30 protein-coding genes are annotated in these 26,372 nt (G+C 68.5%); 19 read left to right on the top strand and 11 right to left on the bottom strand.

Annotated elements, in window-relative coordinates; translation table 11 throughout:
* Positions 1 to 68: 68 nt before the first annotated feature.
* Both AB0H62_RS08245 and AB0H62_RS08240 read left to right on the top strand, forming a co-directional pair.
* Positions 69 to 1,295: an erythromycin esterase family protein gene (locus tag AB0H62_RS08245; protein WP_360584921.1), complete on the top strand. Its 1,227-nt coding sequence runs from the start codon at positions 69 to 71 to the stop codon at positions 1,293 to 1,295.
* Positions 1,292 to 1,789 (top strand): nitroreductase family deazaflavin-dependent oxidoreductase, encoded by a 498-nt coding sequence (locus tag AB0H62_RS08240; RefSeq protein ID WP_360584919.1) that lies wholly within the window; start codon positions 1,292 to 1,294, stop codon positions 1,787 to 1,789. Before AB0H62_RS08245 ends, AB0H62_RS08240 begins: the two co-directional genes overlap by 4 nt.
* 196 nt (positions 1,790 to 1,985) lie before the next feature.
* Here AB0H62_RS08240 and AB0H62_RS08235 read toward each other — a convergent pair whose 3' ends face one another.
* Positions 1,986 to 2,327, bottom strand: a complete 342-nt coding sequence (locus tag AB0H62_RS08235; protein WP_220242712.1) for a hypothetical protein — start codon at positions 2,325 to 2,327, stop codon at positions 1,986 to 1,988.
* Positions 2,328 to 2,756: 429 nt separating this feature from the next.
* Between AB0H62_RS08235 and AB0H62_RS08230 the strand changes: the two genes are divergently transcribed.
* From AB0H62_RS08230 to AB0H62_RS08190, 9 genes are all read left to right on the top strand, one after another.
* Entirely contained in the window at positions 2,757 to 3,266 is a 510-nt protein-coding gene (locus AB0H62_RS08230; protein WP_220242711.1) for a methylated-DNA--[protein]-cysteine S-methyltransferase, read from the top strand.
* Positions 3,267 to 3,309: 43 nt separating this feature from the next.
* Positions 3,310 to 3,807, top strand: a complete 498-nt coding sequence (locus AB0H62_RS08225; protein WP_255638262.1) for an RNA polymerase sigma factor — start codon at positions 3,310 to 3,312, stop codon at positions 3,805 to 3,807.
* A gap of 23 nt (positions 3,808 to 3,830) precedes the next feature.
* A complete protein-coding gene (locus AB0H62_RS08220) occupies positions 3,831 to 4,418 on the top strand; it encodes a methylated-DNA--[protein]-cysteine S-methyltransferase (RefSeq protein ID WP_220246956.1) in 588 nt (195 codons plus the stop codon).
* The gene (locus AB0H62_RS08215; RefSeq protein WP_220242710.1) at positions 4,415 to 5,149 is read left to right on the top strand and encodes a 2OG-Fe(II) oxygenase; all 735 of its coding nucleotides are present in this window, start codon (positions 4,415 to 4,417) and stop codon (positions 5,147 to 5,149) included. Before AB0H62_RS08220 ends, AB0H62_RS08215 begins: the two co-directional genes overlap by 4 nt.
* A 115-nt stretch (positions 5,150 to 5,264) precedes the next feature.
* Complete coding sequence (locus AB0H62_RS08210; RefSeq protein ID WP_360584916.1) at positions 5,265 to 5,921, top strand: hypothetical protein; 657 nt, start codon at positions 5,265 to 5,267, stop codon at positions 5,919 to 5,921.
* A complete protein-coding gene (locus tag AB0H62_RS08205) occupies positions 5,918 to 6,541 on the top strand; it encodes a DNA-3-methyladenine glycosylase I (protein ID WP_360584914.1) in 624 nt (207 codons plus the stop codon). The genes AB0H62_RS08210 and AB0H62_RS08205 overlap by 4 nt, the downstream gene beginning before the upstream one ends.
* A gap of 221 nt (positions 6,542 to 6,762) precedes the next feature.
* Entirely contained in the window at positions 6,763 to 7,212 is a 450-nt protein-coding gene (locus AB0H62_RS08200; protein ID WP_360584912.1) for an ester cyclase, read from the top strand.
* 379 nt (positions 7,213 to 7,591) lie between these two features.
* Positions 7,592 to 8,716 (top strand): inorganic phosphate transporter, encoded by a 1,125-nt coding sequence (locus AB0H62_RS08195; protein ID WP_360584910.1) that lies wholly within the window; start codon positions 7,592 to 7,594, stop codon positions 8,714 to 8,716.
* A gap of 12 nt (positions 8,717 to 8,728) precedes the next feature.
* On the top strand, positions 8,729 to 8,962 hold the full coding sequence (locus AB0H62_RS08190) for a hypothetical protein (RefSeq protein ID WP_360584908.1): 234 nt from the start codon (positions 8,729 to 8,731) through the stop codon (positions 8,960 to 8,962).
* 80 nt (positions 8,963 to 9,042) lie between these two features.
* Here AB0H62_RS08190 and AB0H62_RS08185 read toward each other — a convergent pair whose 3' ends face one another.
* The 3 genes from AB0H62_RS08185 to AB0H62_RS08175 all read right to left on the bottom strand — a co-directional run bounded on the left by AB0H62_RS08185 (position 9,043) and on the right by AB0H62_RS08175 (position 12,543).
* Positions 9,043 to 9,648: an alpha/beta hydrolase gene (locus tag AB0H62_RS08185; protein ID WP_360584906.1), complete on the bottom strand. Its 606-nt coding sequence runs from the start codon at positions 9,646 to 9,648 to the stop codon at positions 9,043 to 9,045.
* A gap of 232 nt (positions 9,649 to 9,880) precedes the next feature.
* Complete coding sequence (locus tag AB0H62_RS08180; RefSeq protein WP_360584904.1) at positions 9,881 to 11,620, bottom strand: S53 family serine peptidase; 1,740 nt, start codon at positions 11,618 to 11,620, stop codon at positions 9,881 to 9,883.
* 98 nt (positions 11,621 to 11,718) lie between these two features.
* A complete protein-coding gene (locus AB0H62_RS08175; protein WP_360584902.1) occupies positions 11,719 to 12,543 on the bottom strand; it encodes an alpha/beta hydrolase in 825 nt (274 codons plus the stop codon).
* Positions 12,544 to 12,646: 103 nt separating this feature from the next.
* Between AB0H62_RS08175 and AB0H62_RS08170 the strand changes: the two genes are divergently transcribed.
* Together AB0H62_RS08170 and AB0H62_RS08165 are read left to right on the top strand one after the other, a co-directional pair.
* Positions 12,647 to 13,204 (top strand): maleylpyruvate isomerase N-terminal domain-containing protein, encoded by a 558-nt coding sequence (locus tag AB0H62_RS08170; RefSeq protein WP_360584900.1) that lies wholly within the window; start codon positions 12,647 to 12,649, stop codon positions 13,202 to 13,204.
* A 224-nt stretch (positions 13,205 to 13,428) separates the two neighbouring features.
* Positions 13,429 to 14,355, top strand: coding sequence for a 2-dehydropantoate 2-reductase (locus AB0H62_RS08165; protein ID WP_360584898.1), 927 nt, complete (start codon positions 13,429 to 13,431; stop codon positions 14,353 to 14,355).
* A 116-nt stretch (positions 14,356 to 14,471) separates the two neighbouring features.
* Here AB0H62_RS08165 and AB0H62_RS08160 read toward each other — a convergent pair whose 3' ends face one another.
* The 5 genes from AB0H62_RS08160 to AB0H62_RS08140 all read right to left on the bottom strand — a co-directional run bounded on the left by AB0H62_RS08160 (position 14,472) and on the right by AB0H62_RS08140 (position 18,868).
* Complete coding sequence (locus AB0H62_RS08160) at positions 14,472 to 15,881, bottom strand: amidase (RefSeq protein ID WP_360584896.1); 1,410 nt, start codon at positions 15,879 to 15,881, stop codon at positions 14,472 to 14,474.
* A gap of 82 nt (positions 15,882 to 15,963) precedes the next feature.
* Positions 15,964 to 16,548, bottom strand: coding sequence for a TetR/AcrR family transcriptional regulator (locus tag AB0H62_RS08155; RefSeq protein WP_220242698.1), 585 nt, complete (start codon positions 16,546 to 16,548; stop codon positions 15,964 to 15,966).
* Between the two features lie 73 nt (positions 16,549 to 16,621).
* Positions 16,622 to 17,140, bottom strand: coding sequence for a hypothetical protein (locus AB0H62_RS08150; RefSeq protein WP_220242697.1), 519 nt, complete (start codon positions 17,138 to 17,140; stop codon positions 16,622 to 16,624).
* Positions 17,141 to 17,153: 13 nt separating this feature from the next.
* Positions 17,154 to 17,630: a helix-turn-helix domain-containing protein gene (locus AB0H62_RS08145; RefSeq protein WP_255638259.1), complete on the bottom strand. Its 477-nt coding sequence runs from the start codon at positions 17,628 to 17,630 to the stop codon at positions 17,154 to 17,156.
* A gap of 20 nt (positions 17,631 to 17,650) precedes the next feature.
* Complete coding sequence (locus tag AB0H62_RS08140) at positions 17,651 to 18,868, bottom strand: MFS transporter (RefSeq protein ID WP_220242696.1); 1,218 nt, start codon at positions 18,866 to 18,868, stop codon at positions 17,651 to 17,653.
* A gap of 260 nt (positions 18,869 to 19,128) precedes the next feature.
* On the opposite strand from AB0H62_RS08140, the gene AB0H62_RS08135 reads away from it, so the two are divergent.
* Positions 19,129 to 19,476: a DUF1330 domain-containing protein gene (locus tag AB0H62_RS08135; protein WP_220242695.1), complete on the top strand. Its 348-nt coding sequence runs from the start codon at positions 19,129 to 19,131 to the stop codon at positions 19,474 to 19,476.
* A 159-nt stretch (positions 19,477 to 19,635) separates the two neighbouring features.
* On the opposite strand, the gene AB0H62_RS08130 is transcribed toward AB0H62_RS08135, so the two are convergent.
* Both AB0H62_RS08130 and AB0H62_RS08125 read right to left on the bottom strand, forming a co-directional pair.
* The gene (locus tag AB0H62_RS08130; RefSeq protein WP_360584892.1) at positions 19,636 to 20,514 is read right to left on the bottom strand and encodes a patatin-like phospholipase family protein; all 879 of its coding nucleotides are present in this window, start codon (positions 20,512 to 20,514) and stop codon (positions 19,636 to 19,638) included.
* 123 nt (positions 20,515 to 20,637) lie between these two features.
* The gene (locus AB0H62_RS08125; protein WP_360584890.1) at positions 20,638 to 21,645 is read right to left on the bottom strand and encodes a zinc-dependent alcohol dehydrogenase family protein; all 1,008 of its coding nucleotides are present in this window, start codon (positions 21,643 to 21,645) and stop codon (positions 20,638 to 20,640) included.
* A gap of 187 nt (positions 21,646 to 21,832) precedes the next feature.
* Between AB0H62_RS08125 and AB0H62_RS08120 the strand changes: the two genes are divergently transcribed.
* From AB0H62_RS08120 to AB0H62_RS08100, 5 genes are all read left to right on the top strand, one after another.
* A complete protein-coding gene (locus tag AB0H62_RS08120; protein ID WP_360584888.1) occupies positions 21,833 to 22,420 on the top strand; it encodes a TetR family transcriptional regulator in 588 nt (195 codons plus the stop codon).
* 266 nt (positions 22,421 to 22,686) lie between these two features.
* Positions 22,687 to 23,454, top strand: a complete 768-nt coding sequence (locus AB0H62_RS08115; RefSeq protein WP_360584887.1) for an SDR family oxidoreductase — start codon at positions 22,687 to 22,689, stop codon at positions 23,452 to 23,454.
* Between the two features lie 55 nt (positions 23,455 to 23,509).
* Positions 23,510 to 24,418 (top strand): MBL fold metallo-hydrolase, encoded by a 909-nt coding sequence (locus tag AB0H62_RS08110; RefSeq protein WP_220242689.1) that lies wholly within the window; start codon positions 23,510 to 23,512, stop codon positions 24,416 to 24,418.
* 89 nt (positions 24,419 to 24,507) lie between these two features.
* Positions 24,508 to 25,275, top strand: a complete 768-nt coding sequence (locus tag AB0H62_RS08105; protein ID WP_220242688.1) for an SDR family oxidoreductase — start codon at positions 24,508 to 24,510, stop codon at positions 25,273 to 25,275.
* Between the two features lie 191 nt (positions 25,276 to 25,466).
* Entirely contained in the window at positions 25,467 to 26,372 is a 906-nt protein-coding gene (locus AB0H62_RS08100; RefSeq protein ID WP_360584884.1) for an NmrA family NAD(P)-binding protein, read from the top strand.

Below are 26,372 nucleotides of genomic sequence, written 5' to 3'. Positions count from 1 at the left end.
GGGTGCGTTGGCACGCCCTGTCACTGGACACCCTCGATCCCCACGCCGGCCTGGACGACCTCGAACCTGTGCGCGAGTTCATCGGCAACGCCCGCGTCGTCGCCATCGGTGAGGCCGCGCACCATGTTCGGGAGTTCTCCCTGGTGCGGCACCGGTTGCTGCGCTTCCTGGCGGAACGCTGTGGTTTCACCGTGCTCGCGGTCGAGGCCCCTACCGTCGGGGCAGACGCAATCGACGCCTGGCTGCACGGCGGAGCCGGAACCGTGGCCGAGATCGCCTCCCGCGCCAGCATGGTGGGTCTGCTGGAGTCCCGCGAGGTGCACGACCTGCTGGCCTGGATCCGCGCACACAACCGCACCGCGTCCCGTCCACTGCGGTGGATCGGTACCGTGCCTGGCGGAGGATCGCCGCTGCCCGAGCTCGAGGCGGCCGCGGGTCATCTGCGGACAGCCGACCCCGATGCGCTGCCGCTACTGGAGCAGGCAGCCGAGCGCGCGCGAAAGTATCACGACAGCGAGATCTTCACGACGCTGAGCCGCTACGCGGCCCTGGAACCGGCCGACCAGGACGCCCTGACCGCCACGCTGAGCCGCCTGCGGTTCCGGCTTGAGACGATGGCCGCCAGCCAGCGCGGCACGCATCGCGAGCAGGAGCACGCCGCGGCGCTGCGGCATCTCGGCTTCGCGTGGCGTCTGGACCACTTCCACCGCGACGTCGCTGGACGTGGCCTCCCCGTGGGCTCGGCTGCCCTCGACGAATGCATGGCCGAGGAGGTCCTGCAGCTCCTCGACGACGAGCCGGAGACCCGAGTCGTGCTTGCCCTGCACAACGTGCACATCCGCAAGGTGCCTCATGCAGGTCCCGCCGGGCTGTTCCCCGCCGGCTATCACCTCGCCCAAGCTCTCGGCGACGACTACCGGGCCATCGCCGTCACCGGCGGTCACGGCCGAACCGCCCGCGTCCGCCCCGCCCCCGAACGCTTCCCCGGGTTCGAGGTCTCCGATGTTCCGCTGCCGTCGCTCACCGAGCACGCCATCGAGAACGCGTTCGAGAGCCAAACCGCACTCACCATCGCCATCCTCAGCGCCGCCCGCCGCGACATCAACGACGCCGAATCCTTCCAACAGACACGAATGGAGGACTACTTCATGGACGTCCCCGTCTTCGATGCCTTCGACGCGATCGCCCACATCCCTCGCACCAGCTGCACCGACTACGTCGCCACCCACTCATCACGCCGGGCCGGCGCCGAGCCACCACCCCGGAATCAGCCCACCCTCGAGGAGTTCCGATGAGTACTGCGTCTACCCACCCGACGTCCGCGTCGTCGCGGCTGAAGGATGTGTTCTACAAAGCGGCGACGAAGATGCATGCGGCCGTGTTCATGAGGTCCAGAGGACGGGTGTTCGGCCACGCCATGGGCATGCCGGTGGTCGGATTGGTGACGATCGGCAGGAAGTCAGGGCAGCGGCGGATCACGACACTCGCCGCACCGATCGTCGACGACGACCGCGTCGTCCTGGTGGCCTCATTCGGCGGCGACGACCGGCACCCGGCCTGGTACCACAACCTTCGCGCCAACCCCGACGTCCAGGTCACACTGCGCGGCACGACGCGGCCGATGGTCGCGCGCACCGCCGCGGGAGACGAGAGGACGACGCTCTGGGAGAGGATCGTCTCGGTGTACCCCGGGTACGAACGGTACCAACAGCGCACCGCTCGCCGGATCCCCGTCGTCATCCTGGAACCGGTGGACGCGTCGGGCCGGCCCAGCGCCGGATCGCGGTGACGTCCCGCTCAGCCTCGTCGAACACCTCCACTCCAACGGATCGATCAGCGATGGAGTGAGGACTAGTCCGAGCACGGATTCTGCCGGATAGAGCGGATGGTGCTTCCCAGCCCGTCGTCGCCGCGACGGTGTGGATTCTGCTCGGGGTGGCGGGCAGGGGGTGCGTCCAGAAGCGCTCAGCGTGGCTTGTCTTTTATTATCGGGTCGGTTTGGGTCGTTCGGCGCGGACGAGTTCGCCAGTTTCCTGTCGAATGAACACTTCGGTCGTTTGCTCGAACGACCAAGCTGACGCTTCATCGAAGGTGTCAGCTTCGAACATGTCCAGAATTTCGCCATTGCGCTCCTCGGACCAGTTCGCAGTCCATGGCCGACGTCCGATAGGCGGCAAGATCGTTATGAAGCCAGCGGTACGAGCGCGGAAGGCAGGGCCGTCAGGTGATGTGCCTGCGTCCGCCGTACCGGAGCCCAGCGGCGTGTAAGAACCACCCAGTTGGTCTTCCCTGAAGAAGCGTTGATGAGGTGTTTCGCGGCTGCCCACTGCCGCACACTACCGCCTGCGAGTCAAGATTGGCGGTAATTTGGGTGATAATGGCCGGTCGCCAGACGGTGGAGTGTCGCGAAGGTCAATCTTCGCGGTCACGGTTTTTCCGTCGGCTACTCGGAGGACGGCGAATCCGTCGACGTCGATCGGCCGTTCCGACCGGACGACGGCGTGTATGCCGAAGGAAATCGCTGTGCACGCCGTTGACCAGCCTGCGTACCAACATCGCCTGCTGGCCCGCAGCGAGCAAACCGGCCGTCCGCTGGCGGAGGCGCAGCGCGCCTGCACGCTGGTCCGGCTGAAGGTGCAGCCTCGTCGTGCTCGCCCAGGACGTACGCGAGCGGGCTTCAGCGTCGATCGCGGTAAGAGGCCATCTCACGTTTTGTACGCGGCGGTCGTCTACGGGGCGGAGGAGAGGAGGCAGGAATGAGCATCCGACACGTCGTCGTCGAGACAGGGCTCGGACCGGTCACGCTGGTGGCCCGGGGTGAGGCTGTCACCGGCCTGTATTTCAGCCGTCATGTCGGCCGGCCTTCGCCGGAGGCGTTCGGCCCGGAGGCGGTTGTTTCGGCGGATCCGCTGCTGGGCGAGGCGGCCCGGCAGTTGCGGGAGTATCTGGCCGGCGAACGGTGGGAATTCGATCTTCCGTTCGCTGCCGAGGGCGATGCGTTCCAGCACGCTGTGTGGGACATCGTGAAGGCCATTCACTGCGGCGAGACGACCACCTACGGCCGGATCGCCGAGCAGCTGGGCGGCCGCGACCTCGCGCGAGACGTCGGGAAGGCCGTCGGCGCGAACCCGTTGTGTGTGTTCGTGCCGTGCCACCGCGTGGTCGGCTCCACCGGCTCGCTCACCGGGTACGCCGGCGGATTGCGGCGGAAGCGGGCGTTGCTGGAACACGAGCAGTCCCGGGTTCGTGTGGGACGCTCGTCGTGACCGGCGATCTCACAGCGGCTACGTCGAATTCGTCTTCAGTGGGATGGACATGCAGCTGCCTTTCGAGCAAATAGTCGCGCGGCACGGTGCAACCGTGGTGCGGGTGTGCCGGGTCGTCCTCGGGCCGCACGATGCGGAGGACGCGTGGTCGGAGACCTTCCTTTCCGCCATGCGTGCCTATCCCGACCTGCCGGAGACGGCGAACGTCGAGGCGTGGCTCGTGACGATCGCGCACCGCAAGGCCATCGATCTGCTGCGTGCGGCGAAGCGGAATCCGCTGCCGGTCGGGGAGGTCCCGGAGGTGCCGACAACGCTGGGCATTCCTGATCTGGAGGATCGCGACCTGTGGGCCGCGGTGGGTGGTCTGCCGGTGAAACAGCGTCAAGCCGTGGCGTACCGCTACGTCGGGGGTCTGGCGTACGCCGAGATCGCGGAGATTCTCGGCGGTTCCGTCGACGCGGCGCGCAGAGCCGCTGCCGACGGGCTGAAGAACCTCAGAAAGAACCGTCCGGGCGCGATCACGAGAGGAGCATCGTCATGAACGACATTCGCAACGAAGACGACATGGTCGCGCTGCTGTCGACGCCCGTGGACGCCGATCTTCTCGATCGGCTGCACCGTCGGTTGGCGAATGAGGCCGAGCTGGCCGGCCTGCTCGATGTCGCGTACTCCACCGTCGACTCGCCGGTGGGCAAGCTGCTGCTCGCCGCGACGCCGGCGGGTGTGGTCCGCGTGGCATTCGCCAGCGAGGACCACGACCGGGTGCTGGAAGTCCTCGGCCAGAAGGTGAGCTCGCGCATCCTGCGCGCTCCGAAACGGCTGGACCCGGTCGCACGCGAGATCGACGAGTATTTCGCGAAAGTCCGCCGGGCCTTCGACGTGCCCCTCGATCTGTCGCTGTCGCGCGGATTCCGGCGGCTCGTGCAGACGCATCTGCCCGAAATCGGTTACGGCCAGACCCGCAGTTACCGGGACATGGCCGAGCTCGTCGGCAACCCGAAGGCCGTCCGCGCGGTCGGCACCGCCTGCGCGACCAACCCGTTGCCGATCGTCGTCCCGTGTCACCGCGTGCTGCGTTCCGACGGCACGCTCGGCGGGTACATCGGCGGGCTCGAAGCCAAGACGGCACTGTTGAAGCTGGAGGCGGCATGAGCGCTGCACGGCGGAAGACGGGCGACCGCTGGCGTGACCGGGTCGAGTCGGGAGACTGGACGGCGATCACCGCCGAGGTCAACGAGTACGGCGGGGCACTGCTGCCCCGGCTGCTGGCCCCGGAGGAGACCGAGGAGATCAGAAAGCTGTACGAGCAGGACGACCTGTTCCGCAGCACTGTCGACATGGGCCGGCATCGCTTCGGCCGGGGCGAGTACCGGTACTTCCACGCGCCGTACCCGGAGCCGATCGAGCGGCTCAAGCAGGCGTTGTACCCGCGCCTGCTGCCTATCGCCCGCGACTGGTGGACCAAGCTGGGCCGGCCCGCGCCCTGGCCGGACACGCTCGACGAGTGGCTCCGGATGTGCCACGACGCCGGCCAGGCGAAGTCCACCGCGATCCTGCTCCGCTACGCCGAGAAGGACTGGAACGCCCTCCACCGCGACCTGTACGGCGACCTGGTGTTCCCGCTGCAGGTCGTGATCAACCTCAACGAGCCGGGCGTGGACCACACCGGCGGGGAATTCCTGCTGCTGGAACAGCGTCCTCGTGCCCAGTCGCGGGGCACGGCCACCCTGCTGCCGCACGGTCACGGCTATCTGTTCACCACCCGCGACCGGCCGGTCGAATCCGCTCGCGGCTGGTCGGCCGCACCGGTCCGGCACGGCGTGTCCGCCATCAGATCGGGCGAACGGCACACCCTCGCGCTCGTCTTCCACGACGCAGCATGATCGACGAGGCGAAGACCTACCTGCTCGGACCAGACGGCCTCCCGTGCCAGTCGCCGGTCAAGGCGGCGTGGGGCGGCCACCGCAAAGCGAGGATCCACGGGCGGCTCGACTGCCCGTGCGCTGCGCGATCGCCCGCGACGGCTACGTCACGCATCGTGTCTTCTTCGCCGACGAGGCCACCGCGGCCGGTTTCCGCCCCCTGCGGGACGTGCTGCGAGGACCGCCACCGGAAACGGAAGACCGCCCGGGAGAACGGCGAAACATGGAAGTCCTGACCAGCCCCTTGCTGACGAGGCCCGCCACTCACGACGCGGACCTGATGGCCACCGATGTCGAGATCGAGGCCATCGTCCGGCTCGCCCGCGGCCGCGGCGCCCGGGACATCGCGATCGGCTCCGGCCGCACTGCCCGCGCCCTCGCGACCGCACGCTCGGTCGAATCCGCCTGGGACCGCGCCGGCGGCCGGACTCTCGGCACGGTCACCTGGCCCGAGACCGCGGCGTCCTGGCTGCGCCCTGCCTCACGATTCGCCGCTGCGGACCCCGATCTGTGGATCATGACCGGACCGGCGACCGGCTGGGCACAGATGACTCGGCGCCTCTTGTGGTCGACCCGCTGGAGCCCGGACCGCACGTTGGCGACTGCCGGAATCGGCGATCCGCGCACCCTCGCGCTCGTCGGCCTCGCCCATCTGGACGGCCTGGCCGGCGCGACCGCGGACGGCGCTTTGTGGCGCGTGGTGCACGACCGGTTCCGACAGGTGAACGCATGACGCAGGAGACGAGCTGCGCCGACGTAGACCGCGGCGTCGTCGTCGGGGACGACGGACTCGCCCGGCCCGCGTGGGCGGTCGCGGACCCGCTGCTTCGCGACTACTACGACACCGAGTGGGGCATGCCCGTCACCGACGAGCACGGCGTCTATGAGCGCATCAGCCTCGAAGGTTTCCAGGCGGGTCTGTCCTGGGCGACGATCCTCCGCAAACGCCCAGCCTTCCGCGCGGCGTTCGACGGCTTCGTCCCGGACACGGTCGTCGGTTACACCGAGACCGACGTCGAACGGTTGATGGCCGACGCCGGGATCGTGCGCAACCGGCGGAAGGTCGAGGCGACCATCGCCAATGCCCGTGCCACCCTCGTGCTGCGCGAGGAAACGGGCCTCGCCGACCTGGTGTGGTCGTTCCGGCCGGCGGACACTCCCCGCCCCGTACGGTTCGAGGAGATCCCCACGAAGTCCGCTGAATCGGTCGCCTTGTCGAAAGAGCTGCGTCGGCGCGGGTTCGCGTTCGTCGGACCGACCACGATGTACGCGCTCATGGAGGCGATCGGCATCGTCGACACCCATCTGCTCGGCTCGCACCGGCGGGGCAGCTCGGGAATCTGGCCCGCGTGACGCCGCTGCGCTTGGTTCCGGGCAAGTCCCACTCGCCGCTGCTCGGACCTTCGAGCGATGACCGGTCGTCCGACAGCGGAATCCGGGCGTTCTACGAAAAAATCGGCGTCCGCGCATGAATTTCGGCGCCCGATCTCACCTTTGAGGCCCGGCCGACGTCTTCCTTATATCGCCAGGCTTCGGAAACTGTTGGCGGTCACCCGTCCACAGAAAGGAAAACAATGGCACTGCAGGAAAACAAAGACATCGTCGGCCGATGGTTCACGGAATTCTGGGGAAACCCCTTCAACCCCGGTGTCATCGACGAACTCGCCGCTCCGGACGTCCGGTTCGAGTACTCGCTGCACAAACCCATACGAGGGCGCGACGAGGTGCGTGAATTCGCAACCAAGTTCCGCACCGCGTTTCCGGACCTCAACTTCTGGGGCACCGCGGACCTCATCGCCGAGGGCGACTACGTCGTCGGCCAGTGGGAAGGCGGCGGCACGCACACCGGACCGGTCGTCTTCGATGACCTTCCCATCGGGTCCGCGTCGGCGGCGTCCGGCAAGACGCTTCGCTTCACCGGCACGACCGTCCTCAAAGTCCAGAACGGTCTCATCGTCGAGGAACTCGGGCTCGACGACGGCGTGAAGGTTCTCCAGCAGCTCGGGATCATTCCCCGCGCGTGAGCCGGGTGCCGACGCCCCGCGGCGAAGGCGGGCGGCCGGTCCCCGCGGACCGGCCGCTGCTCGGGCGGCAGTCGAGCATCTCGAGGCGCCTCGGCTACGCCACCACGACGGCATATCCCGGAACTGCGGACCCTGGCCGGACCTGCCGCTACGGCCGCGACCGAACGCAACCACCGCGGTCGATGGCGTGGCGCGCGAGTCGCCCGATCTGTGTCTCGGGCTGGGCGCCGGGGTGCGCCTGCCCACCTCCTCCACCAACCCCGCTGAAGCGCCACGGCATCGCCTCCGATCAAAAAGAATCAAGAAAACGACGTCGCTATTCAGATCGAAGAAATACTCTGTTTAACTCGTGTTTGCCTGATGGTCGCAGTGTTTTGCGATGACCACGATCGTGTTGATCGTCATCATCACCGCGTTGCTGTTCGACTTCACGAACGGTTTTCACGACACGGCCAATGCAATGGCCACTTCGATCGCGACTGGGGCGCTGGGCCCCCGGGTCGCGGTCGCGGTGTCGGCGGCCCTCAACCTGCTGGGCGCGTTTCTGTCGGTCGAAGTCGCCAAGACGATCTCCGGCGGCCTGGTCGACGACACGGCCATCGGCCCGACCGTGATCTTCGCGGGGTTGGTCGGGGCGATCTTGTGGAACCTGCTCACCTGGCTGCTGGCGCTGCCCTCCAGTTCCTCGCACGCCCTGTTCGGCGGGCTGATCGGTGCGACCTGGGTGGCCGCCGGCACGAGCGCGGTGAACTTCTCCACCGTGCTGGGCAAGGTGCTGATTCCCGCGTTCCTGGCGCCGGTCATCGCCGGTGTGGTCGCGATGACCGGCACCTACCTCGCCTACCTGCTCAGCCGGCGCCGCGATGATCACGCGGTCGGCCGTGGCTTCAAGGTCGGCCAGATCGTCTCCGCGTCCCTGGTTTCCCTGGCACATGGCACCAACGACGCGCAGAAGACCATGGGCATCATCACCCTGACCCTGATCACCGCCGGCACGCTGCCGGCCGGCTCGGGGCCACCGCCGTGGGTCATCGTCTCGGCCGGGCTTGCGATCGCAGTCGGCACGTACCTCGGTGGCTGGCGGATCATCCGGACCCTCGGCAAACGGATCACCGATATCGAGACGCCACAAGGCTTTGCCGCCGAAACCACCAGTGCCGCCGTGATCCTCGTATCGTCCAAGCTGGGCATTCCCCTGTCGACGACGCAAGTGTGCTCCGGCGCGATCTTCGGTGCGGGGGTCGGCAAGAAGCTGGCCGCGGTGCGCTGGACCCTGGCCGGCCAGATGGCGCTGGCGTGGCTGTTCACCATGCCCGCCGCAGCCATCCTGGGCGCGGTCGCGGGCTGGGTCGCCTCCACCGGGACTCTCGGCACGGTCCTCGTGGCGGTGGGGGGCGTGGCCATCGCCGCGGGCATCTACGCGCTGTCTCGCCGCCGGCCGATCAGTGCCGACAACGTCAACGACCCCGTCGGCGCACCCCGGCCGGCCACGAGCAACCCCTGACCGGAGGCACTCGTGCACATCCAATGGAACCTGCTGGGACTCGTGTTCCTGGCCTCCTTCGCCGCCGCGGTCGCCGTCATCGTCCTGGTGACCCTCGGTATCGCGGCACTCGCGCCCACCACTCGAACCGGTCCCGGGCGTTCCGCCGAAATCTCCCGCGGCCTCCGCTACACCGTCGCCGCGCTGTGCTTCGCCGCCAGCGCGCTGATCATCGGCTACGGCATCTACGTGATCGTCGCCAAGTAGCCACCGGGCGGCCTGGCGCGTGTGGCTGTCGCCACACGTCGTCTTTCGCCGCGCACAATCGGACTGACTTTTCAGCGGTTCTAGGCGGGCGGGGTGGGGGTGAAGAAGTCGGTGAGCAGTTGGGTGACCTGCTGAGCTTCGTCGTGATGGACCCAATGCGACGCGTCGGGCAGGTGTTCCACGCGGTCGAGGTTGGGCACGTCGTCGTGCTCGGGCTCGGCGAGTTCCTTGCCCAGGTAGCGATCCTTGTCGCCCCAGATGACCAGGGTGGGCGCGGTGATCGGGCGGATCGCCGCTTCGGCCTTCTTCGGCGGAGTCCGCACTGAAGACCGGTAGTAGTTGATCATCCCGGTCGTCGCGCCTGGCTGTGACCATGCCTGCACGTAGTGGTCGATCTCCTCGGGTGTGTAAGCCGGGTTGGCGTCTTGCAGGAAGTGCCGGAAGAAGTGCCAGTCGTTGGCGTGCACGATCGACTCAGTCAGGTCTGGGACGTCGAAGAGGAAGAAGTACCAGGATTTCCGGAGCTGGCCGGGGTGGTGCAGTCCCTGCGACAGCTTGCGCGGGCGCGCCGCGTTGAGGATGGCGACCCGGTCGACGACCTCGGGGTGGTCGCTGCCGCCCAGCCACGACGCTTGCTCGGTCGTTGATTCACCTGCGCCGCCGCCGCGGTTCTTGCTCGTGCTCATCGTCGCCTCGCTGGGAGCTGCCCTGAGGCAGGAATGCTTCTGGGCCCCATCTCGTACGGCATCACCTCCGGGAGGTGACCCAGCTTCGCGTCACCCTGGCCGGCTCGGCTCTGGCTCAGTGGTGCTGGCGTACCGCTACCTCCGAACGGCTTCCCGCGGCGAGCTACCGGTTCGCGGCTGGAGCGCTCGGATACGAGATCACTTTCGTATTCCGCAGTCCATTGCGAAGAGGTCATCTGGTCGAGAAGGCGGCGAGATAGCCGAGCGCAGGCGAGCCCAACCCGGTGACGTCGTCGTAGCCAGGCGTCGCGGTGAGGGCGCCGTCGTGGCCGTCGGTGATCAAGGTTGCCGTGCCGGGGAGTGCGTTGCCGTGCTCGTCGGTCTCGGAGACGACGCGGGCGACCGGTGTGCCGCCGAACGGGTGGTCGGTGACGTCATGGAACAACGCTGAGCCGTGGTGGGCGTAGAGGAGCGGGTTGGCGAATCCGATCGGGGTGCCGGCCGCCTGTTGCGCGTCCGCTTGGATCGCGGCGAACAAGGGACTGGCAAGACTTGTTCCGCCGTTGGTGAGGCCGCCGGGCAACGGATCGGGTACCGCGAGGCCGGCGTAGAAGTCGGCGTCCACGGCCACGTCCGGGACGACTCGGTCCCCCTTGGACAGTGCCGCCGGAACTACCCCGTTTTGATACGGCGGCTGGTGGAACAGGGCGCTGCGGCCCCCTCCTGTGCCGGTGTTGAACGAGCCGGGAGGGGAGGTGCTCCACGTCTTCCCGTCGCCCGAAGAGTCGGTTTCGGTGGTGCCCCAGCCGGTTTCGAACACGTAGTCGCTGTTCTTGTCGACTTCCAGTGTCGTCCCGCCCACGGCGGTCACCCACGGATCCGACGCGGGGTACTCGGTCTGCGGGGCGCGGGTTCCTCCGGCAGAGTTGTCGCCCTTGTCTCCCGAGCTGTAGTAGAGGCCGATGCCCTCGATCGCGGACTGCTGGAACGTCTGGTCCCACGCCGCGATCATCGCCGGCGAGACGTTCGAGTCGAGGGTGGTCCAGGACGTCGACACCACGTCGACGGCCCGATCGTCGACCAGCCGGTCGAGACCGTCGAGCAGAGAGATCATGGTGGCTTGGGGATCGGTTTTGTCGGCAGCGCAGTTCGCGGCCGAATAGACCACGTCGGCGTCGGGAGCCATGCCGTGCGCGATGGTGGCGTCCATCTCGCGCTCGATTCCCCAGGTCGGCTCGTCGCAGACGGAGGACTGGCCGGTGGGGTAGCGCTGGGCGAACTGGCCGGGCGCAAAGGCTTTGTCGCCGAACGCGGTCGCGTCGGCGTTGAGGGAATTCTCGAACTGCGGGTCCGTGCCGATGCCCACGACACCGATCTTGACACCCTTGCCGGTCAGACCGGAGTGCGTGACACCGTATGCTTTGCGAAGCTGTGAAGGCAGGTAACCGCACGAGGTTGCGGGGAACTCGGTTCGTCCGTACGCCTCCGGCAGGGACTTCACGACGACCTCGCCGTAGTAGTGGGAACAGGCGGTGGCCGGCGCGTCCGTTTCGGCGTCATTCGCCTGCTGGGCGGGCGAGCCGTTCCCCGCTACGGGCACCACGGCGATCACGTGGTCCGGCGCGGCTTTCGCCCATGCTTCGACCTGGGCGGGCGATGCGGTGAACGCGACGTAGTGAGAGGTCGCCCCGGTCACGGTGGCACCCGCCGCTCGCAACTCGTCCTGCACTTCGGTGGTCTGAGCGGGGGTCGGGCCGAAATCATGCCAGAACTGCTGGGCCGACAGGAAATGCCGGTACGCAGGGCCGGCCGGATCGGACACCGCCTTGGCCAGGGCGGCCATGCCCTGCGGATTCTGTCCCGAAAGATAAGCTCGTGCGGAGATCTGCGGTGGTGCCGCCGACGCCGGGACCGCTCCCGCCCCGAGAAGCGGAACCGCAGCGAGGACGGCAAACCACCTGGAGTACTTCATGGTCGCGACCGTAGGGCGCGGATGTCAGCGACTTGTCAGAGAATTGTTTTCCCGGTGCACAAGCCGGCCGAGGTAGCTGGGACTGCTTGGCCTGCGGGTCACTCGGTGGTCGCGTCCGCGGCGTCCGCGATGATGTCCGTGACCTTGTCAGGATGCGAAACGTACACGTCGTGCGCGGCGCCCGGCACGACGACGGTGTGCGCGTGGGCGCGCTCGGCCATCCATTCCTGCGCGGCCAACGGGATGCTGTTGTCAGCGGTCGGGATCAGGTCCCAGGTCGGGATGTTCTTCCACGCGGGCGCGCCCGATACCTCGTTCACGGCGGCCGCGGTGACCGGGCGCTGGCCGGCGGCCATCTGACGGGCCTGGGGCAGCGGGATGTCGGCGGCGAAGAGTTCCGGGAAGAGGTCCTGCTTCACATAGAGGTCGGTCTCGCCGTCGGGGAGGGTGACCTGTCGCAGCGACGCGCTGAGCGTACTGCCCGGGACCTTCTTCGTGATGTCGAGCGCGTTCTCCCCTCGGTCGGGGAGGAAGGCGGCGATGTAGACGAGCGCCTGCACCTTGGGGTCGTTCAGCGCGGCGTCGGTGATCACGGAGCCGCCGTAGGAGTGTGCGGCCAGCACGACCGGTCCGTCGACACTGTCGACCAGGGCCTTGCTGTAGGCGCCGTCGGACGCGACGCCACGCAGCGGGGTGGCGGCGGCGATCACGTTGTAGCCGCGCTGCTCGAGCCGCGTGATCTCAGCGTTCCAGCTGGACGCGTCGGCGAACGCGCCGTGCACCAACACGATTGTCGGCTTCGGCTTCGGCTTCGCCGGGGCGTGGTGGTCGGCCTGCTGTGGCTCCGCCGACGACGGCACGGCGGCTGCGGCCAGCGCGGTCGTGACGGCGGCGATCCGGGTCAGGCGAGTACGTGTGCGCATCTCTTGCTCCTCAGGAGGTTCGGGCGAAGTCGCCGACTCACGCCTCCGATACTATGTCGTCTGACATACATAGGAAGCCTCAGGCGGAAATTGGAGCACATCGATGCCCTCTCAGCCCAGTCCCGGTGCCCGGACTGCCGTCCATCGTCCGCAGTCGAACGTCGGGTACTACCTGGACGTTCTGGCACAACAGGGTCCGGTCTTGGTGGCCGCGGCCCACCGGGCCGACGCCGGCGACCGCATCCCGTGCTGTCCTGATTGGACACGCGACGACCTCGTCACGCACACCACGAGCGTGTACCGCTGGGTCGAGCTGATCGTCCGGGGTGCGCGAAACAGGCCACCCGCCCTGCCGGAGCCGGAATCCGATCCTCTCGCCGACCTCGTGAAGGCGCTGAGCGCGGCTCACCACGACGTGCTCGAGGCCCTCAGGGCCGCGCCGGCCGACCTGGACTGCTGGACGATGTGGCCTGCCGCCGAGTCTCGGCTGCACTGGGCCCGTCGCATGGTGCACGAGACCGTCGTCCATGCCGTGGACGCGCGCAACGCCGGCCGGGAGAGCGGTGAAAGCGGCAGTGGTCTCGATCAGACACTCGCCGCGGGCGGCGTCGACACGCGCCGGAGTTCGGCCGCGGACCTGCCACACTGGACACAGAGGTGACCGCCCAGCCGGGGGAGCTGCTTCTGCTGCTCTGGAACCGTCGCAAGGCCACAGGGCTGGACGTGCGGGGAGACGGGCGCGCACTGGACGTCTGGGCCCGCGAAGCGCACCTCTGACCAGCGATCGCGCTGGCGACTTCTGGCTTGTTTATTAAAAGCCAGCAGTGTTACGCTGCCTCGGTGCTGCGCTGTGATGCCGCGCGTTGAATTCTCGGAGGTTTCGGCATGGCTCGAGTATTGGTTGTCGGCGCAGGAGCAACGGGCGCCTTCTTTGGTGCGCGGCTCTTGCAGGCGGGCAACAAGGTGGCTTTCCTGGTTCGGCCCCGGCGTCGTGAGGTGCTGCGTGAGCGCGGCCTGCGCATCGTGAGCGCGGAGGGCACGGAGGTGCTGCACCCCGAGCTGCTTGTCGCGGGGGAGCTCTCCGAGGCGTACGACGCGATCTTGCTGTCGGTCAAGGCCGACGCGCTACCGGCTGCGATCGAGGATTTCGCACCGGCAGTAGGACCGGGAGTGGGGATCATCCCCTTCCTGAATGGCATGTCCCACCTCGATGTCCTCAACGACCGGTTCGGAACCGGTTCGGTGCTGGGCGGGGTGGTCAAGGTCGTCACCTTCGTCGACGAGAACGGCGACATCCGCCAGCTGGCAGCGCTCGCGGACATGGTCATCGGTGAGCAAACCGGCGAGCAGACGCCGCGGCTGGCCGCGCTCGCGGACGACTTCGGCTCCGCCGGCTTCCCTTTCGCGACATCCGGCCGGATCGTCACGGAGATGTGGCACAAATGGGTCTTCATCGCCTCGGCCGGTGCGGTGACCACTCTGATGCACGGCAACATCGGCGAAATCGCCGCCGTTCCCGGTGGTGCGGACTTCGCGACGGCGGTCCTGTCCGAAGCGGCGGCCGTGTCCGCCGCGGCCGGCCATCCGATGACCGGCCGGGAGTTCGCGACCACCAGGGAGCTGCTCACGGCGCCTGACTCGGCCTTCGCGCCCTCCTTCTACCGGGACCTCTCCCGCGGCCTGCCCACCGAGGTTGAACACGTTTTCGCCGACCTCGTGCTGCGCGGCGAGAAGCTTGGGGTTGACACCCCCTTGCTGAAGCTCGCGACCATCAACCTGCGGGTGCACCAGAATCGCGTCTCACCCGCCTGATCGGCACAACGGCGCATCGACCGAACCACATCGCGAAGACTGGAGCTGAGACGTGGCCGGGCGCCTCGAGGGGTCGGTAGTCCGCTCCCTCGAAGCGCCCGGCGTGGTGTGGGGCGTCAGAGGACGGGGTGCAGTCCTCGGACCGGGCTCAGCGTCTCCAGCAGCGAGGCGATGTGCAGGATCGTCGACTCCGCGTGCCAGGAGGCCGCCAGCTGCACACCGATCGGCAGGCCCTCGGTGGTCGTCCCGAAGCGCATGGACAGGGCGGGGAGCCCGGTCAGGTTGAACGGGGCGGTCGTGGACATCACGTGGAAGATGCTGAGCGTCTTCCCGTCCAGGGTGAGTTCCGTGGTCCCGTGCTTGTGTGCGGGAACGGTCGTCACCGGGAGCAGCAGCGCGTCGTACTGCTGGAAGTACGCCGCGAAACCGTCGCGGAGCCGCTCGACGCCCTGTTCGGCGTGCACGTAGTCCTGAATGGACGTTTCGGGGGCGTCGCGCATGAACTTGGTGGCCGTGTACATCTGGTCCGCGTGGCCCGCGGTGGCCTCGGCGTAGGCGGGCTTCACCTCCATCACGTGCTGAAGGTTGAACAGTTCGAGCGGGGTGTCGCGCTCGAGAGCGGGGATACTCACGGCGTCGACGTGAACTCCCGTGCCCCGCAAGGCTTCCGCGGCCGCCTGCACCGTCGCCGCGACCTCGGGGTGGACGGGGCCGAGCCCGGAGTCGACCAGCCAGCCGACGCGGACGGTCCGCTGCGGCGAGTTGCCCAGGCCGGCGTCGAGGCCGGCGGGGACGGTGGAGGAGAAGCCGTCGGCGCCGTCGGGGCCGGCCAGGAACGAGTACGCCAGCGCGAGGTCGCGGATGGTGCGGGCCATGGGACCGGCGTGCCAGTCGCGGCGCGGCTCGCGCGGCCAGGCCCCCGTCATCGGAATGCGCCCGTGCGTCGGCTTGAGAGCCGCGATGCCGGTGAGGGCGGCCGGCCCGCGCACCGAGATGGCCAGGTCGCTGCCGAGACCCAGCGGCGACATGCCGGCGGCGATCGCCCCGGACTCGCCGCCGCTCGAACCGCCGGCGGTACGGCCGAGGTCCCAGGGGTTGTTCGTGTCGCCCGTCAGCAGGTTGTCGGAATCGACGGCGTAGGAGAACTCCGGAAGGTTGGTCTTCGCCAGGAGGATCCCGCCGGCGTTCTTCAACCGCGCCACCGCGGTGGCGTCCGTGTCCGGGACGCGGCCCGCGAAGATCGGTGAACCGCGCTGGGTCAGCACCCCAGCGGTGTCGAATGAGTCCTTGACGGTGAAGGGCACGCCGTGCAGCGGTCCCACCTCGACACCCGAGGCGAGCTTCTCATCCGCTGCTTTCGCTGCTTCCGACGCACCTTCGGCGACCGTGACGATGGCGTTGACCTTCGGGTTGGTGGCCTCGATGCGGTCGAGGTGCGCCCGCACCACCTCGACGGAGGACACCTTCTTGGTGCGGATCAGCTCCGCGAGTTCGGTCGCGTCGGACCGGGTGAGCTCGGTGGACATCGGATTTCCTCTCTTAGACCGGTCTACTAGTAATGGTCAGCACTGACTCGGGCCCGGTACACCCGCGGTCAGTGGTGGTTCGTCAGACGTGCAGGACCTGGCGCGTGACCGCCATGGCGCGGTCGAGCTGGCCGGGGTTGCCGTGGATCTTCGCGATCATGCTCGCCCCGAGCCACAGGTCGTACAGGGTCTCGGCCGTCGCGCGCGGGGTGTCCTGAATGGACACGGACCCGTCCGCCACACCGTCGGTGATCATCTGCTCGATCCGGTCGACGATCGCCGCGGTCCCGGTCTTCGTCGTGACGCGCATCGCCTCCGACAGGTCGGCGATCTCGGCGCCCAGTTTGACGACCAGGCAGCCGCCCTGGCAGTCGTCCGCGGCTTGCGTGTCGTGGAAGTACTGCCAGTACTGCATGAGGTGCTCGCCCGAGTTCTTCGCCTTGTCGGCGACGATGCGGTCCATGGTGGCGAAGTAATCGTCGAAGTAGCTCTTCATCATCGCTTCGCCGAAGGCGTCCTTGGAATCGAACCAGTGGTAGAACGACCCCTTCGGAACGCCGGCGTCGGCGAGCACCTCGTTGATGCCGACCGCGGCGTAACCCTTGGCCAGGACGATCCGCCGAGCGGTGTCCAGAAGGCTTTTGCGTGTGTCCACCTTGGCTGGCATGGCACCACCGTAGCAGCCGATTAGACCAGTCGTCTATAGCCTCTGGCGTGCGAGTTTCCTTCGAAGATCACCCTCAGTGCGTCAGCTCCGCCGGCGGTTCGGCCCCGAGCGCGGTGAACAGTCCGGCCAGCTTCGTGTCGAGCAGGTGGCCGACCGCAGTCACCCGCGGATCTCCGAAGCTCGCGAACAGCGTGCCGGGCTGGTCGGTCACGAACACGCCGTCGCCGTGCTCGTCGGCCTGGATCAGCAGCCGCAGGGGCGCGTGCAGCATCACTGTCGGGTTGTGGCGGTACATCTGCTCGGCGATCACGTGGTTGCCCATCAGGTATTCCGTGCAGTCCCAGGAAAATCCGGAACCGGCCATGAACGGCGGCACCTCGATGCTCGCGAACCGCAGGAAGCCGAGTGGCGCGACCTCGTCGGCCTTGGCGACGACCGCGGCCCAGTCCGGCAAGCCGTCGAAGCGGGTGCGGTCCAGCACCGGCACGGTTTCCTCGAACAGGCGGATCGCTTCGGCGTAAGGCCGCCCGAGCGGCACGGCGAGCCGGCGCACCTCGTGGGTGGTCGTGGTGACCGGAAGTCCAGTGGCCATCGGTGTGCTCTCCTCAATCGTGAACGGGTTCGGCAAGCGGCACCGGGGCGGCCGAGCGCCAGGGCCGCAGCCAGGAGAGCTCGGTCCGCGCCACTGTCCGATCGCAGTGCGGGCAGTGGTCGCCGAACGGCATTTCCGCGCCGCAGACGGCGTGGACGGCCTTCATCGGCCGGGTGTGCCGGTCGGAGCGGGTGTGGTCCTCGCCCCACCGGGCGAGCGCGTGCAGCACCGGCAGCAGGTCGGCGCCCGCGTCGGTGAGGCGGTACTCGTGGCGGGTGCGGTGGTCGTCGCGGTAGGGCACCTTGGTCAGCACCCCCGCGCCGACGAGGCCCGCCAGCCGGCTCGAGAGCACGTTGGTCGAGGCGCCCAGATCGTTGTGGAGCTGATCGAACCGCGTGGCGCCGGCGGTGATGGAGCGCAGGATCAGGAGGGTCCACCGGTCACCGAGGACATCGGCCGCGCGGCCGATCGGGCACGGCTGGCCGGCCACGACGATCCTTGCCGGACGGGTCACCGGACACCCGCCCGGCGGCGGGTCTCCAGGAACACCAGCGGCGCCAGCACCAGGCACAACACGCCGATGACCGCCGCGACGAGCACGGTCGCGGCGGGCAGGCCCTGCGCGAGCGACAGCAGCCCGACCACGACCACCGGTCCGCCGAGGCCGACGTAGCTGACCACGTAGTACGTCCCGATCACGGCGCCGCGCTCGGCCGGCGGCGTGACGACGGTGAGCTCTGCCAGCGCGCCCGTGAACACGAGCCCGTGCCCGGTTCCCGTGCCGAGCATCGCCGGCACCACCAGCCACGTGGCGCCGGTCCCGTTCGCGAGCACCAGCAACGCCAGGCCGGCGGCGAGTACCACGAGCCCGCTCGCCTGCGCCGCGATCGGCGGCAGCTTGCGGGCTCCGAACTGGACGAACCCCGACGTGGCGATCATCAGCGCGAGTGCCGCCGCGGCGATCGCGAGGTTCGTCGAGCCCAGCATGCTCTGCACGAGCGAGGGCACCACCGCGGAGAACACGCCCAGCACCGCCCACGCCAGGAACGACGACGCCCCGGCCACCACGAACGTCCGCCGGATCTCCGCCGGCACCCCGAGCCTCGGCCGGCGCCAGCGCACGCCCTCGGCGCGGACCGGCTGGGGCGTCCTCAGCACCAGCAGCGCCACGGCCGCCACGGCCGCCGCGTGAACCACGAACGACAAGTGCCGCGGCAGCGGGCCGTACTGAGCGAGCAGGCCACCGACCACCGGGCCGAGCGCCAGCCCGAACGTGACGCACGCCGTGGCGGTCATCGCCGCGCGCCGCTGGCCGCCGGCATCCTGCCCCGCGCTGTCACTCAGCATCGCCTGGGCCGCCGCGGCGCCCGCGCCCATGCCGAGCCCCTGCAGGATCCGCGCGACGAACAGCCAACCCGTCCCGGTCGCGAAGGTGAACGCTACGTCGCCCGCGAAGAACGCCGTCAGCGCCACCAGCATCAACGGCCGCCGCCCCACCGCGTCCGACAGCGGCCCCGCCACCAGCAGGCCCGGCACGATCACCGCCACGGCCACGGCGTACAGCAACGTCTGCACCAACGCCGAGAAACCGAACGTCGTCCGCAGCAACGCATACAACGCGCTCGGCAAGTTGTTCCCGACGTACAACGCGGCGAGCGTCGCCGCCCCGGCCGCGAACGCCCTGTGCCCGGCGGACACGGGGGCCGCGTTCAATCGAGTCTCCGACATGGGGGCACCGTAGAGTGCTGGCTTTCTCTACGCAAGTCAACTCGGCGTCTGCCCTGGTCAAGTGGGGGAGACTGACGTCGCCGAGAGCCGGTTCGTCACTCGGGAAGTGCGGCTCGCTCCGTGATCCGGCGCACAAGCGCCCGTGAACCCGAGCGCGCGCAGGCTTACGGTGGCGGCGAAAGCCAGGCCGGGTAGAAAGACACCACGACAGCCGCCGGCTTCCCCATCCGGACACCACCGACTCGACCCGAGGAGCACACATGGCGCAGCCGCACGACGGAGGACCGGTCTACGCGCTGAATCTGTTCGACATCGCCGATCGCGAGGAGTACCTGGCCTACTCTCGGCGATCGCCGAAAGAGGTCGCCGCACACGGCGGCCGCGTTGTCGCATTGGGACAGTTCCGGGAGTCGGTCACCGGGGACATCGAGCCGCGCAAGGTCATGATCGTCGTGGAGTGGGAGTCGCGCGCGGCGTTCGAAAGTTACCGCGCCGACCCGGCGCTGGCCGATCTGCACCCGCACCGGGAGAACGGTTCGTCCTCCTACGTCTGGCACCTGTTCGACCGGCTGGACGACCTGCGCCCGCTGCTGCGGCCCCAGGCGTGACTCCCGCCCCCTGAATCGGCCCCGAAGTCCACTTCGGACACCGTGGGCTGGAGTGCTCGCCCGGCATTCGCGGACGCCGCGATCGTTGCGACGTACGCGATTTCGCCGTTTGTCGGGGGCGTCCGAAGTGGACTCCGCGCGGCTTGTCGAGGAGGAGACTTAGTCTTCGTTCCACCATTTCTCGAGATCTTCGGCGGCCTCGCGACCCTGCTGTGTGCCGGCCTGCGTGGCTGCGTCGATGAAGTGTGAGTCGAGCAGATCAGTGGACTTCCGGTAGTAGGGATCGGAGACGAGAACTCGCACGTCGTAGCCGTGCTCGGTGAGAATGGACTTCTCGCGCGCGATGTCGTCCGCCGGCCTGCACGCCACGATCAGCACCTTGCCCCCGCTGCGGAGCGGGTCGTCCGCATCGACGATCAGGTCGGCGTTGGTGGCGGAGCGCACACCGCCGTCGACCCAGACGGAACCGGCCACGTCGACGGCCGGTGCGACGCCCGGCGCCGCGGTGGAGCACGCGATGCCGACTGCTACCGGGAGGTGGTCGTCGGCCGACCACCCGTGTGCCGCGCCGGTGCTGACGTTCACCGCCGCCATCACCAGGTTTCGCGGCCACGAGCCCTCGGGCGCGCCCAATTTCCACAGTTCTTCGGCCTCGCCGGCGGAAAGCGGCGGCTCCGCTTCGACCGCGGCCCGGGCCATGGCCAACATCGAAGGTGCGCCGGCATCGGACCTCTTGGTCATGAGGCGCGTCAGCTTCTCGCGGTCGCTGCGACCGTTCGCCGCGCGGTCGGCGTGCCAGGCCGCTCGTGCGCGCATCCGGTCGGGCAGCCCGGCGAGGCCTTCCGGGCGCATCGTCAGCCAAGCGCCGACGATCGAGCCGGCCGACGTCCCCAGGACGACATCAGCATCGGCTGCCGAGAATCCTGCCGCGCCGAGGGCAAGAAGCAGGGCTGCCTCCCACGATGCGCCAACGAGTCCTCCGCCACCCAGTACCAATGCTCTCCTCGGAGAAGAACCCGGTTGTCGACTTTCGTTCATTCGAGGAAGAACCTTTCGTTTGTGCGCGGTGTTCGTTTTGCACGGTGCCGAAGTGGACCTGGCGGACGCAGGCCAGGTCCACTTCGGACAGAACCACACTGACGCCACGGGGCGATTGTCCGGTCAGCCGGCTGTGTGGGCGTCGACGGAGACAACGATCTTGCCGACCTGGTCATTGCGCTCCAGGTGACGGTGCGCGTCGGCGTAGTCCTCCAGCGGGAACACCTTGTCGATGACGGGGACGAGGTCGCCGTCGACGATGCCCTTCCGGACGTAGTCCACCGCGGGGGCCAGGCGCAGGCTGTCCGACGCGAGCTCCGCGACTCCGAAACCACGAATGGTGAGCCGCTTGAGCAGCACGTCCATCACGTTCACGGTTGCCGGGGTGAAGTCGAGCACGCCGTAGATGACGAGGACCGCGTCCTGGGCGGCGGCCTCGATCAAGGTCGCGAGGGTGGCGCCGCCGACCGGGTCGAAGATGACCCTCGCGCCCCGCTCTTCGGTCAGCTCTCGAATGCGCGCGACGACGTCCTCCTCGGCGGTGGCGATCACCACGTCGGCTCCGGCGTCCAGCAGTTGTTGCCGCTTTGCGCCGGTACGGGTCAGTGCGACGGCTTTCGCGCCCGCCCGTCGGGCGATCTGAATGGCCGCGAGACCGACGCTGCTGGACGCGGCTGAGATCACCACGGTGTCCCCGGGTCGCGTGTTCGCGATCTCCACCAGGCCGCCGTAGGCGGTGATGTACTGCATCCACGTCGAGGCCGCCTGCTCGAAGGAGAGCTCTTCGGGGTGGGCCACGACGGCGTGGACGGGTGCGAGAACCGCTTCACCGTGCATCGGGTAGTCGAGCAGGTTGAAGCCGGGCAATACGCTGACGGCTTGGCCGAGGTGAAACTCGCCGACTCCGTCGCCGACGGCCGCGATCAGCCCTGCGACCTCGAATCCGAGGCCGGCCGGGACGACCGGGGCGACACTGTAAAGTCCCTGGCGGAACAGCGAATCCGCTCGGTTGAGCCCCCAAGCGCGGGCGTCGATCAGGACCTCGCCGGCTCCCGGCTTCGCCTCGGGCACGTCTTCGATCTGCAGTACTTCAGGACCGCCGATCTGGTGGAAGCGGACGGCACGGCTCATGGTGTGACTCCTCGTGAAACTGGGCTCATTCGGATTTGACTGGCCGACGCGAGTGCAGTCCGGGGGATGGCGAGCAACGGCTCCGGACGGGATCGCCTGTGGGCGGCCGGGTTATGTCGACCGGCATAACACTGAGAGCGACTATATATGTCGGGCGTCATACAGGCAACCGCGGTACACTCGCGGCATGGTCAGACGGTCAGACACCAAGCGGCGCATGATCGGGGCCGCTCGCCAGCTCATCCGCGAACACGGCTACCACTCCATGGCGCTGTCCGACGTGGTCGAGCGCAGTGCGTCCCCCCGCGGATCGGTCTACTACCACTTTCCCCAAGGCAAGGTTCAGATGGCCGCCGAAGCGGCCGAAGCGCACACCCGCGAGCAGGTCGACCTGATCAACCAGCTCGCCGGCGAGGCTTCGTCGGCCGAGGACTTGGTCCGGGCGTACGTCGAGCTGGCCCGTGAAGGCATGCTGACCAGCGGTTATGGGCGCGGTTGCACCATCGCGCCACTGGTGCTCGAGGTCGGGGAGACCTCGGAAGAACTCGGCGCCGCCAGCCGGCGGGCCTTCGTCCTCATGACCGAGACCCTCGCGCTCCAGCTTGTGGTGCTCGGCGCTGAGGCTGCCGACGCCCGGGAGCTGTCGCACGCGACTGTGGCGGGTGTCGAGGGAGCGATGGTGACCTCGCGCGCACTGCGCAGCCCCGAGCCGTTCAACGCGATCCGCGACACCGTGGTCGCCCGAGCCCGCGCTCTCACCGCAGTCCGCGACTGACACCGCGAGTTAGGTGAATCACCCGAACAAGGCGCTTCAATTATGTCGGTCGGTATATATACGTGCTAGCCTCACTGGTGTTGGCGCACGCCGCCATCGGAGGACCGGAAGGGTGTCTCGCCGGTCCGGCCGAGTCCACGTCGGATCGGTCAGACATAAATGGCTGCCTGACGTGGATGGGTCCTGGTCGAACGGCGTACTCGCTGCGACGTGTCGTCCACCACCGCAAACCTCACCAGCCCATCAGCGAACTGGAGATTCCAGACATGTCTTCGATCCTCATCACCGGCGCTTCGCAGGGAATCGGTCGCGCCATGACGCTGGAGCTCGCAAAGCGTGGTCACCGTGTCATCGGCACGGCCCGCAATCCGGACAGCCTGGCCGACCTGCCGACCGCCCAGCGCCTCCGGCTGGACGTGACCGATCAGTCCAGTGTGGACGCTGCGATCGCCGCTGCGGGCGAGATCGACGTCGTGATCAACAACGCCGGCGAGACCATGCGGGCCCCGCTGGAGAGCGTCCCGGTGGCCGAGGTCGCCCGGCTGTTCGACCTGAACACGCTGGGAGCGCTGCGCGTCGTCCAGGCCGCGCTGCCCGGCATGCGCGAACGTGGCTCCGGCCACCTGGTGTTCCTGTCCAGCATCCAGGGCCGGATGGTGCTGCCGATCATCGGCCCGTACGGGATGAGCAAGTGGGCGGTGGAGGCCATGGCCGAGGTGCTGGCCATCGAGGCCGGCCATTTCGGGGTGAAGGTCAGCTTGGTCCAGCCGGGTGTGGTGGCGACGAACGGCGGCGCGAAGGCCAAGGTCTACCGGGCCGACGACGACCCGTACGGTCCGCTGTTCGACGAGCTGGTCAAGACCCGCGGCGACGTTGTGACGCCTGAGGAAGTGGCCACGGTCGTGGCCGACGCGATCGAGCAGGAGAACCCGCCGCTGCGCGTGCCGGCCGGTGCGACCGCGACCAAGGTCCTGGCCGCCCGCAAGACCGCGCCCGAGGACGAGGTCTTCTTCCCCTACGACATCAACTGGTGAAGCGTCGGCTGGTCCGGCCCGCGTCCGTCCGCCATCACAGTGGGAAGGAAATCCCATGACCGACAAGACCACCTCGGCCGCCTTCGGCGACGTCGAAGTCACCCGCGTCTCCGAGTGGAGCGATCACTTGTTCTCCCGGCCGGAGCTCCTGCCGGACTCCGGGCGCGCGGAGTGGGAGGCGGAGAAGGGCTGGCTCGAGCCGGTCTTCTGGTCGGCAGAGTCCGAGGACGCCTGGCTGTGCTCGCAGAGCTTCCTCGTGCGCAGCGGCGGCCGGACCATTCTGGTCGACACCGGGATCGGCAACGGGAAGCCGCGCCCGGGCGTACCGCCGTTCGACCATCTCGACACCGGCTACCTCGCCAACCTCGCCGCGCTCGGCGTGCGGCCGGAGGACGTGGACGTGGTGGTGTGCACACACCTGCACCCCGACCACATCGGGTGGAACACCACCCTGGAGAGCGAGGAGTGGCGCCCGACCTTCCCCAACGCGACGCACCTGCTGCCGAAAGCCGACTTCGACCTGTTGTCGGGCATGGCGAAGAGCGGGGATGCGCCGGACCCGCTCGGATATGTGTCCGCGTTCCTCGACAGCGTCGCGCCCGTCGTGGAGCACGCCGAAACGCAGTTGTGGGACGGCGAAGAACACGTGATCGACGATGCCCTCCGGCTCGTCGCCGTTCCGGGGCATTCGGCGGGCGCGGCCGCCGTCACGATCTCTTCGGGTGGTGACCACGCGCTGCTCGCCGGCGATCTCGTGCACCATCCCATGCAGATCCTCGACCCGAAGCAGCGCAACGCGCTCGACGCCGATGCCGAGGCTGCCGCGCAATCGCGGATCCGGATGCTCGGCTGGGCGGTGGAGCACTCCGCACCCGTGTTCGGCGGTCATTTCCCCGGTGGCCGGGGCGCGCGGATCAGTGCCGCCGGCGGCGCGTTCCGGATCGACTCCTGGACGACCGTCTGAGGGCCGATGCCGTTCCTGTCGCCTCACCTTCGCGTCCACTGTGGTCACAATCGCGCGGCGAACCTCATTAAGGAACAAGGAGAATCACGATGTCGTCCGTCCTCATCACCGGTGCGTCCAGGGGCATCGGCCATGCCATCGCGATCGAGCTGGCCGGTCGCGGCCACCGCGTGATCGCCACCGCGCGTCGTCCGGAGGCGCTCGCAGACCTGCCGGTGGACCAGCGGCTGCGCCTCGACGTCACCGATCAGGACAGCGTCGACGCGGCGATCCGCGACGCCGGTGAAGTCGACGTCCTGATGAGCAATGCCGGCGCGACCGTTCGCGTGCCGCTGGAGAGCGTTCCGCTCGACGACGTGGAGCGGCTCTTCCAGCTCAACACCCTCGGGGCGCTGCGCGTGGCGCAGGGAGTTCTGCCGGCCATGCGAGCGCGGGGAGCGGGGCGGCTCGTGTTCGTCTCGAGCATCCAAGGGCGCATGGTGCTGCCGTTGGTCGGTCCGTACGGTGCGACGAAGTGGGCACTGGAGGCGCTTGCCGAAACCCTGGCGATCGAGACCGGTCACTTCGGGATCAAGGTGAGCATCGTGCAGCCCGGCGTAGTTTCCTCGGGCAGCGGCGAGCCGGCCAAGGTGTCCCTGCCGGACGGTGATCCGTACACGCCGCTGCTGGGGGCGCTGGCCGTTCTCCGCGGTGAGGCCGTCACCCAGGAGGCGGTGGCGGTCACGGTCGCCGACACGATCGAGCAAGCCGAACCCGCGCTTCGCGTGCCGGCCGGCGTGCCGGCCAAGCAGGTCCTTGAAGCGCGCAAGTCGGCGCCGGAGGACAAGCCCTTCCTGATGCGCGAGATCGACTGGTGACCGTCCGCCTGAGCGGCGCACCCGCCCGGCGCTTGTCCCTGTCGGTGAGCACGTACTCGATTGTTTCGGAGCTCCTGTCGTCGTGGCTGAGCATGCCCTCGCGACTGAGGCGCCGGGTTCGCCGTGCCGCTGCAGGCTGAGTACCGCACTTCTCCCAGATCACGATTTTCGGCTCTACGAAAGGTGTTCACATGTCCGACGACAGGCTGTTCCTGGTGACCGGGGCGACCGGCAGGACGGGGGGAGGGGCGATCAAGCTGCTCCTCGAGCGCGGCCATCGCGCCCGCGCGATGGTGCACCGGGAGGACGAGCGCTCTCGTGCGCTGGCGGAGGCCGGTGCCGAGGTGGTCGTGGCCGACCTGCACGACCTCGACGGCATGACGACCGCGTTGCAAGGGGTGACCGGCGCGTACTTCTGTCACCCGATCCTGCCGGGCCTGGTGGAGTCGACGGTGATCTTCGCGCAGGCGGCGACCGAGGCCGGGGTGCGCTCGGTGGTCAACATGTCGCAGATCTCGGCCCGTCGCGAGGCCGGCAGCAACGCCGCCCGGCAGCACTGGCTGTGCGAGCGCCTGCTGGATCGGACCGATCTGCTCACCACGCACATCCGGCCGACGTTCTTCGCCGAGTGGCTCACGGTGTCGTGGGAGATGCGCGACGGCGAGGGTTACCTGCGGCTCCCGTTCGGCGAGGGCCGGCACGCGCCGATCGCCTCGGCCGACCAGTCCCGGGTGATCGCGGCTCTCCTGGTCGAACCCGAGCAGCACGACCGCGCGATCTACCCGTTGCACGGCCCGGTCGAGATGAACCACCACGACATCGCCGGGGCCATGGCCCGCGAGCTCGGCCACCCGGTGCACTACGAGCCCATCGGCGTCGAGGAGTTCTCCGCGTCGATGCTCGAGCGCGGTCACGACCCGCACCTCGTCCAGCACCTGCGCAGCGTCGCGCTCGACTACCTCAACGGCGTGTTCTCCGGGACGAACGACGTCATCGAGAAGATCGGCGGCCGGCCCCCGCTTTCTGTCGAAGAGTTCGTCCGTGCGAAGCGCGCCGACTTCCAGACCAGCGGACCACGCTTCGTCCCCGCCGCCTGA

Source organism: Amycolatopsis sp. NPDC050768 (assembly GCF_040654155.1).
In the GTDB taxonomy this organism is placed as follows: domain Bacteria; phylum Actinomycetota; class Actinomycetes; order Mycobacteriales; family Pseudonocardiaceae; genus Amycolatopsis.
The sequence above is the reverse complement of the archived record's forward strand: the minus strand, read 5'-3'. Positions and strand labels throughout refer to the sequence as shown.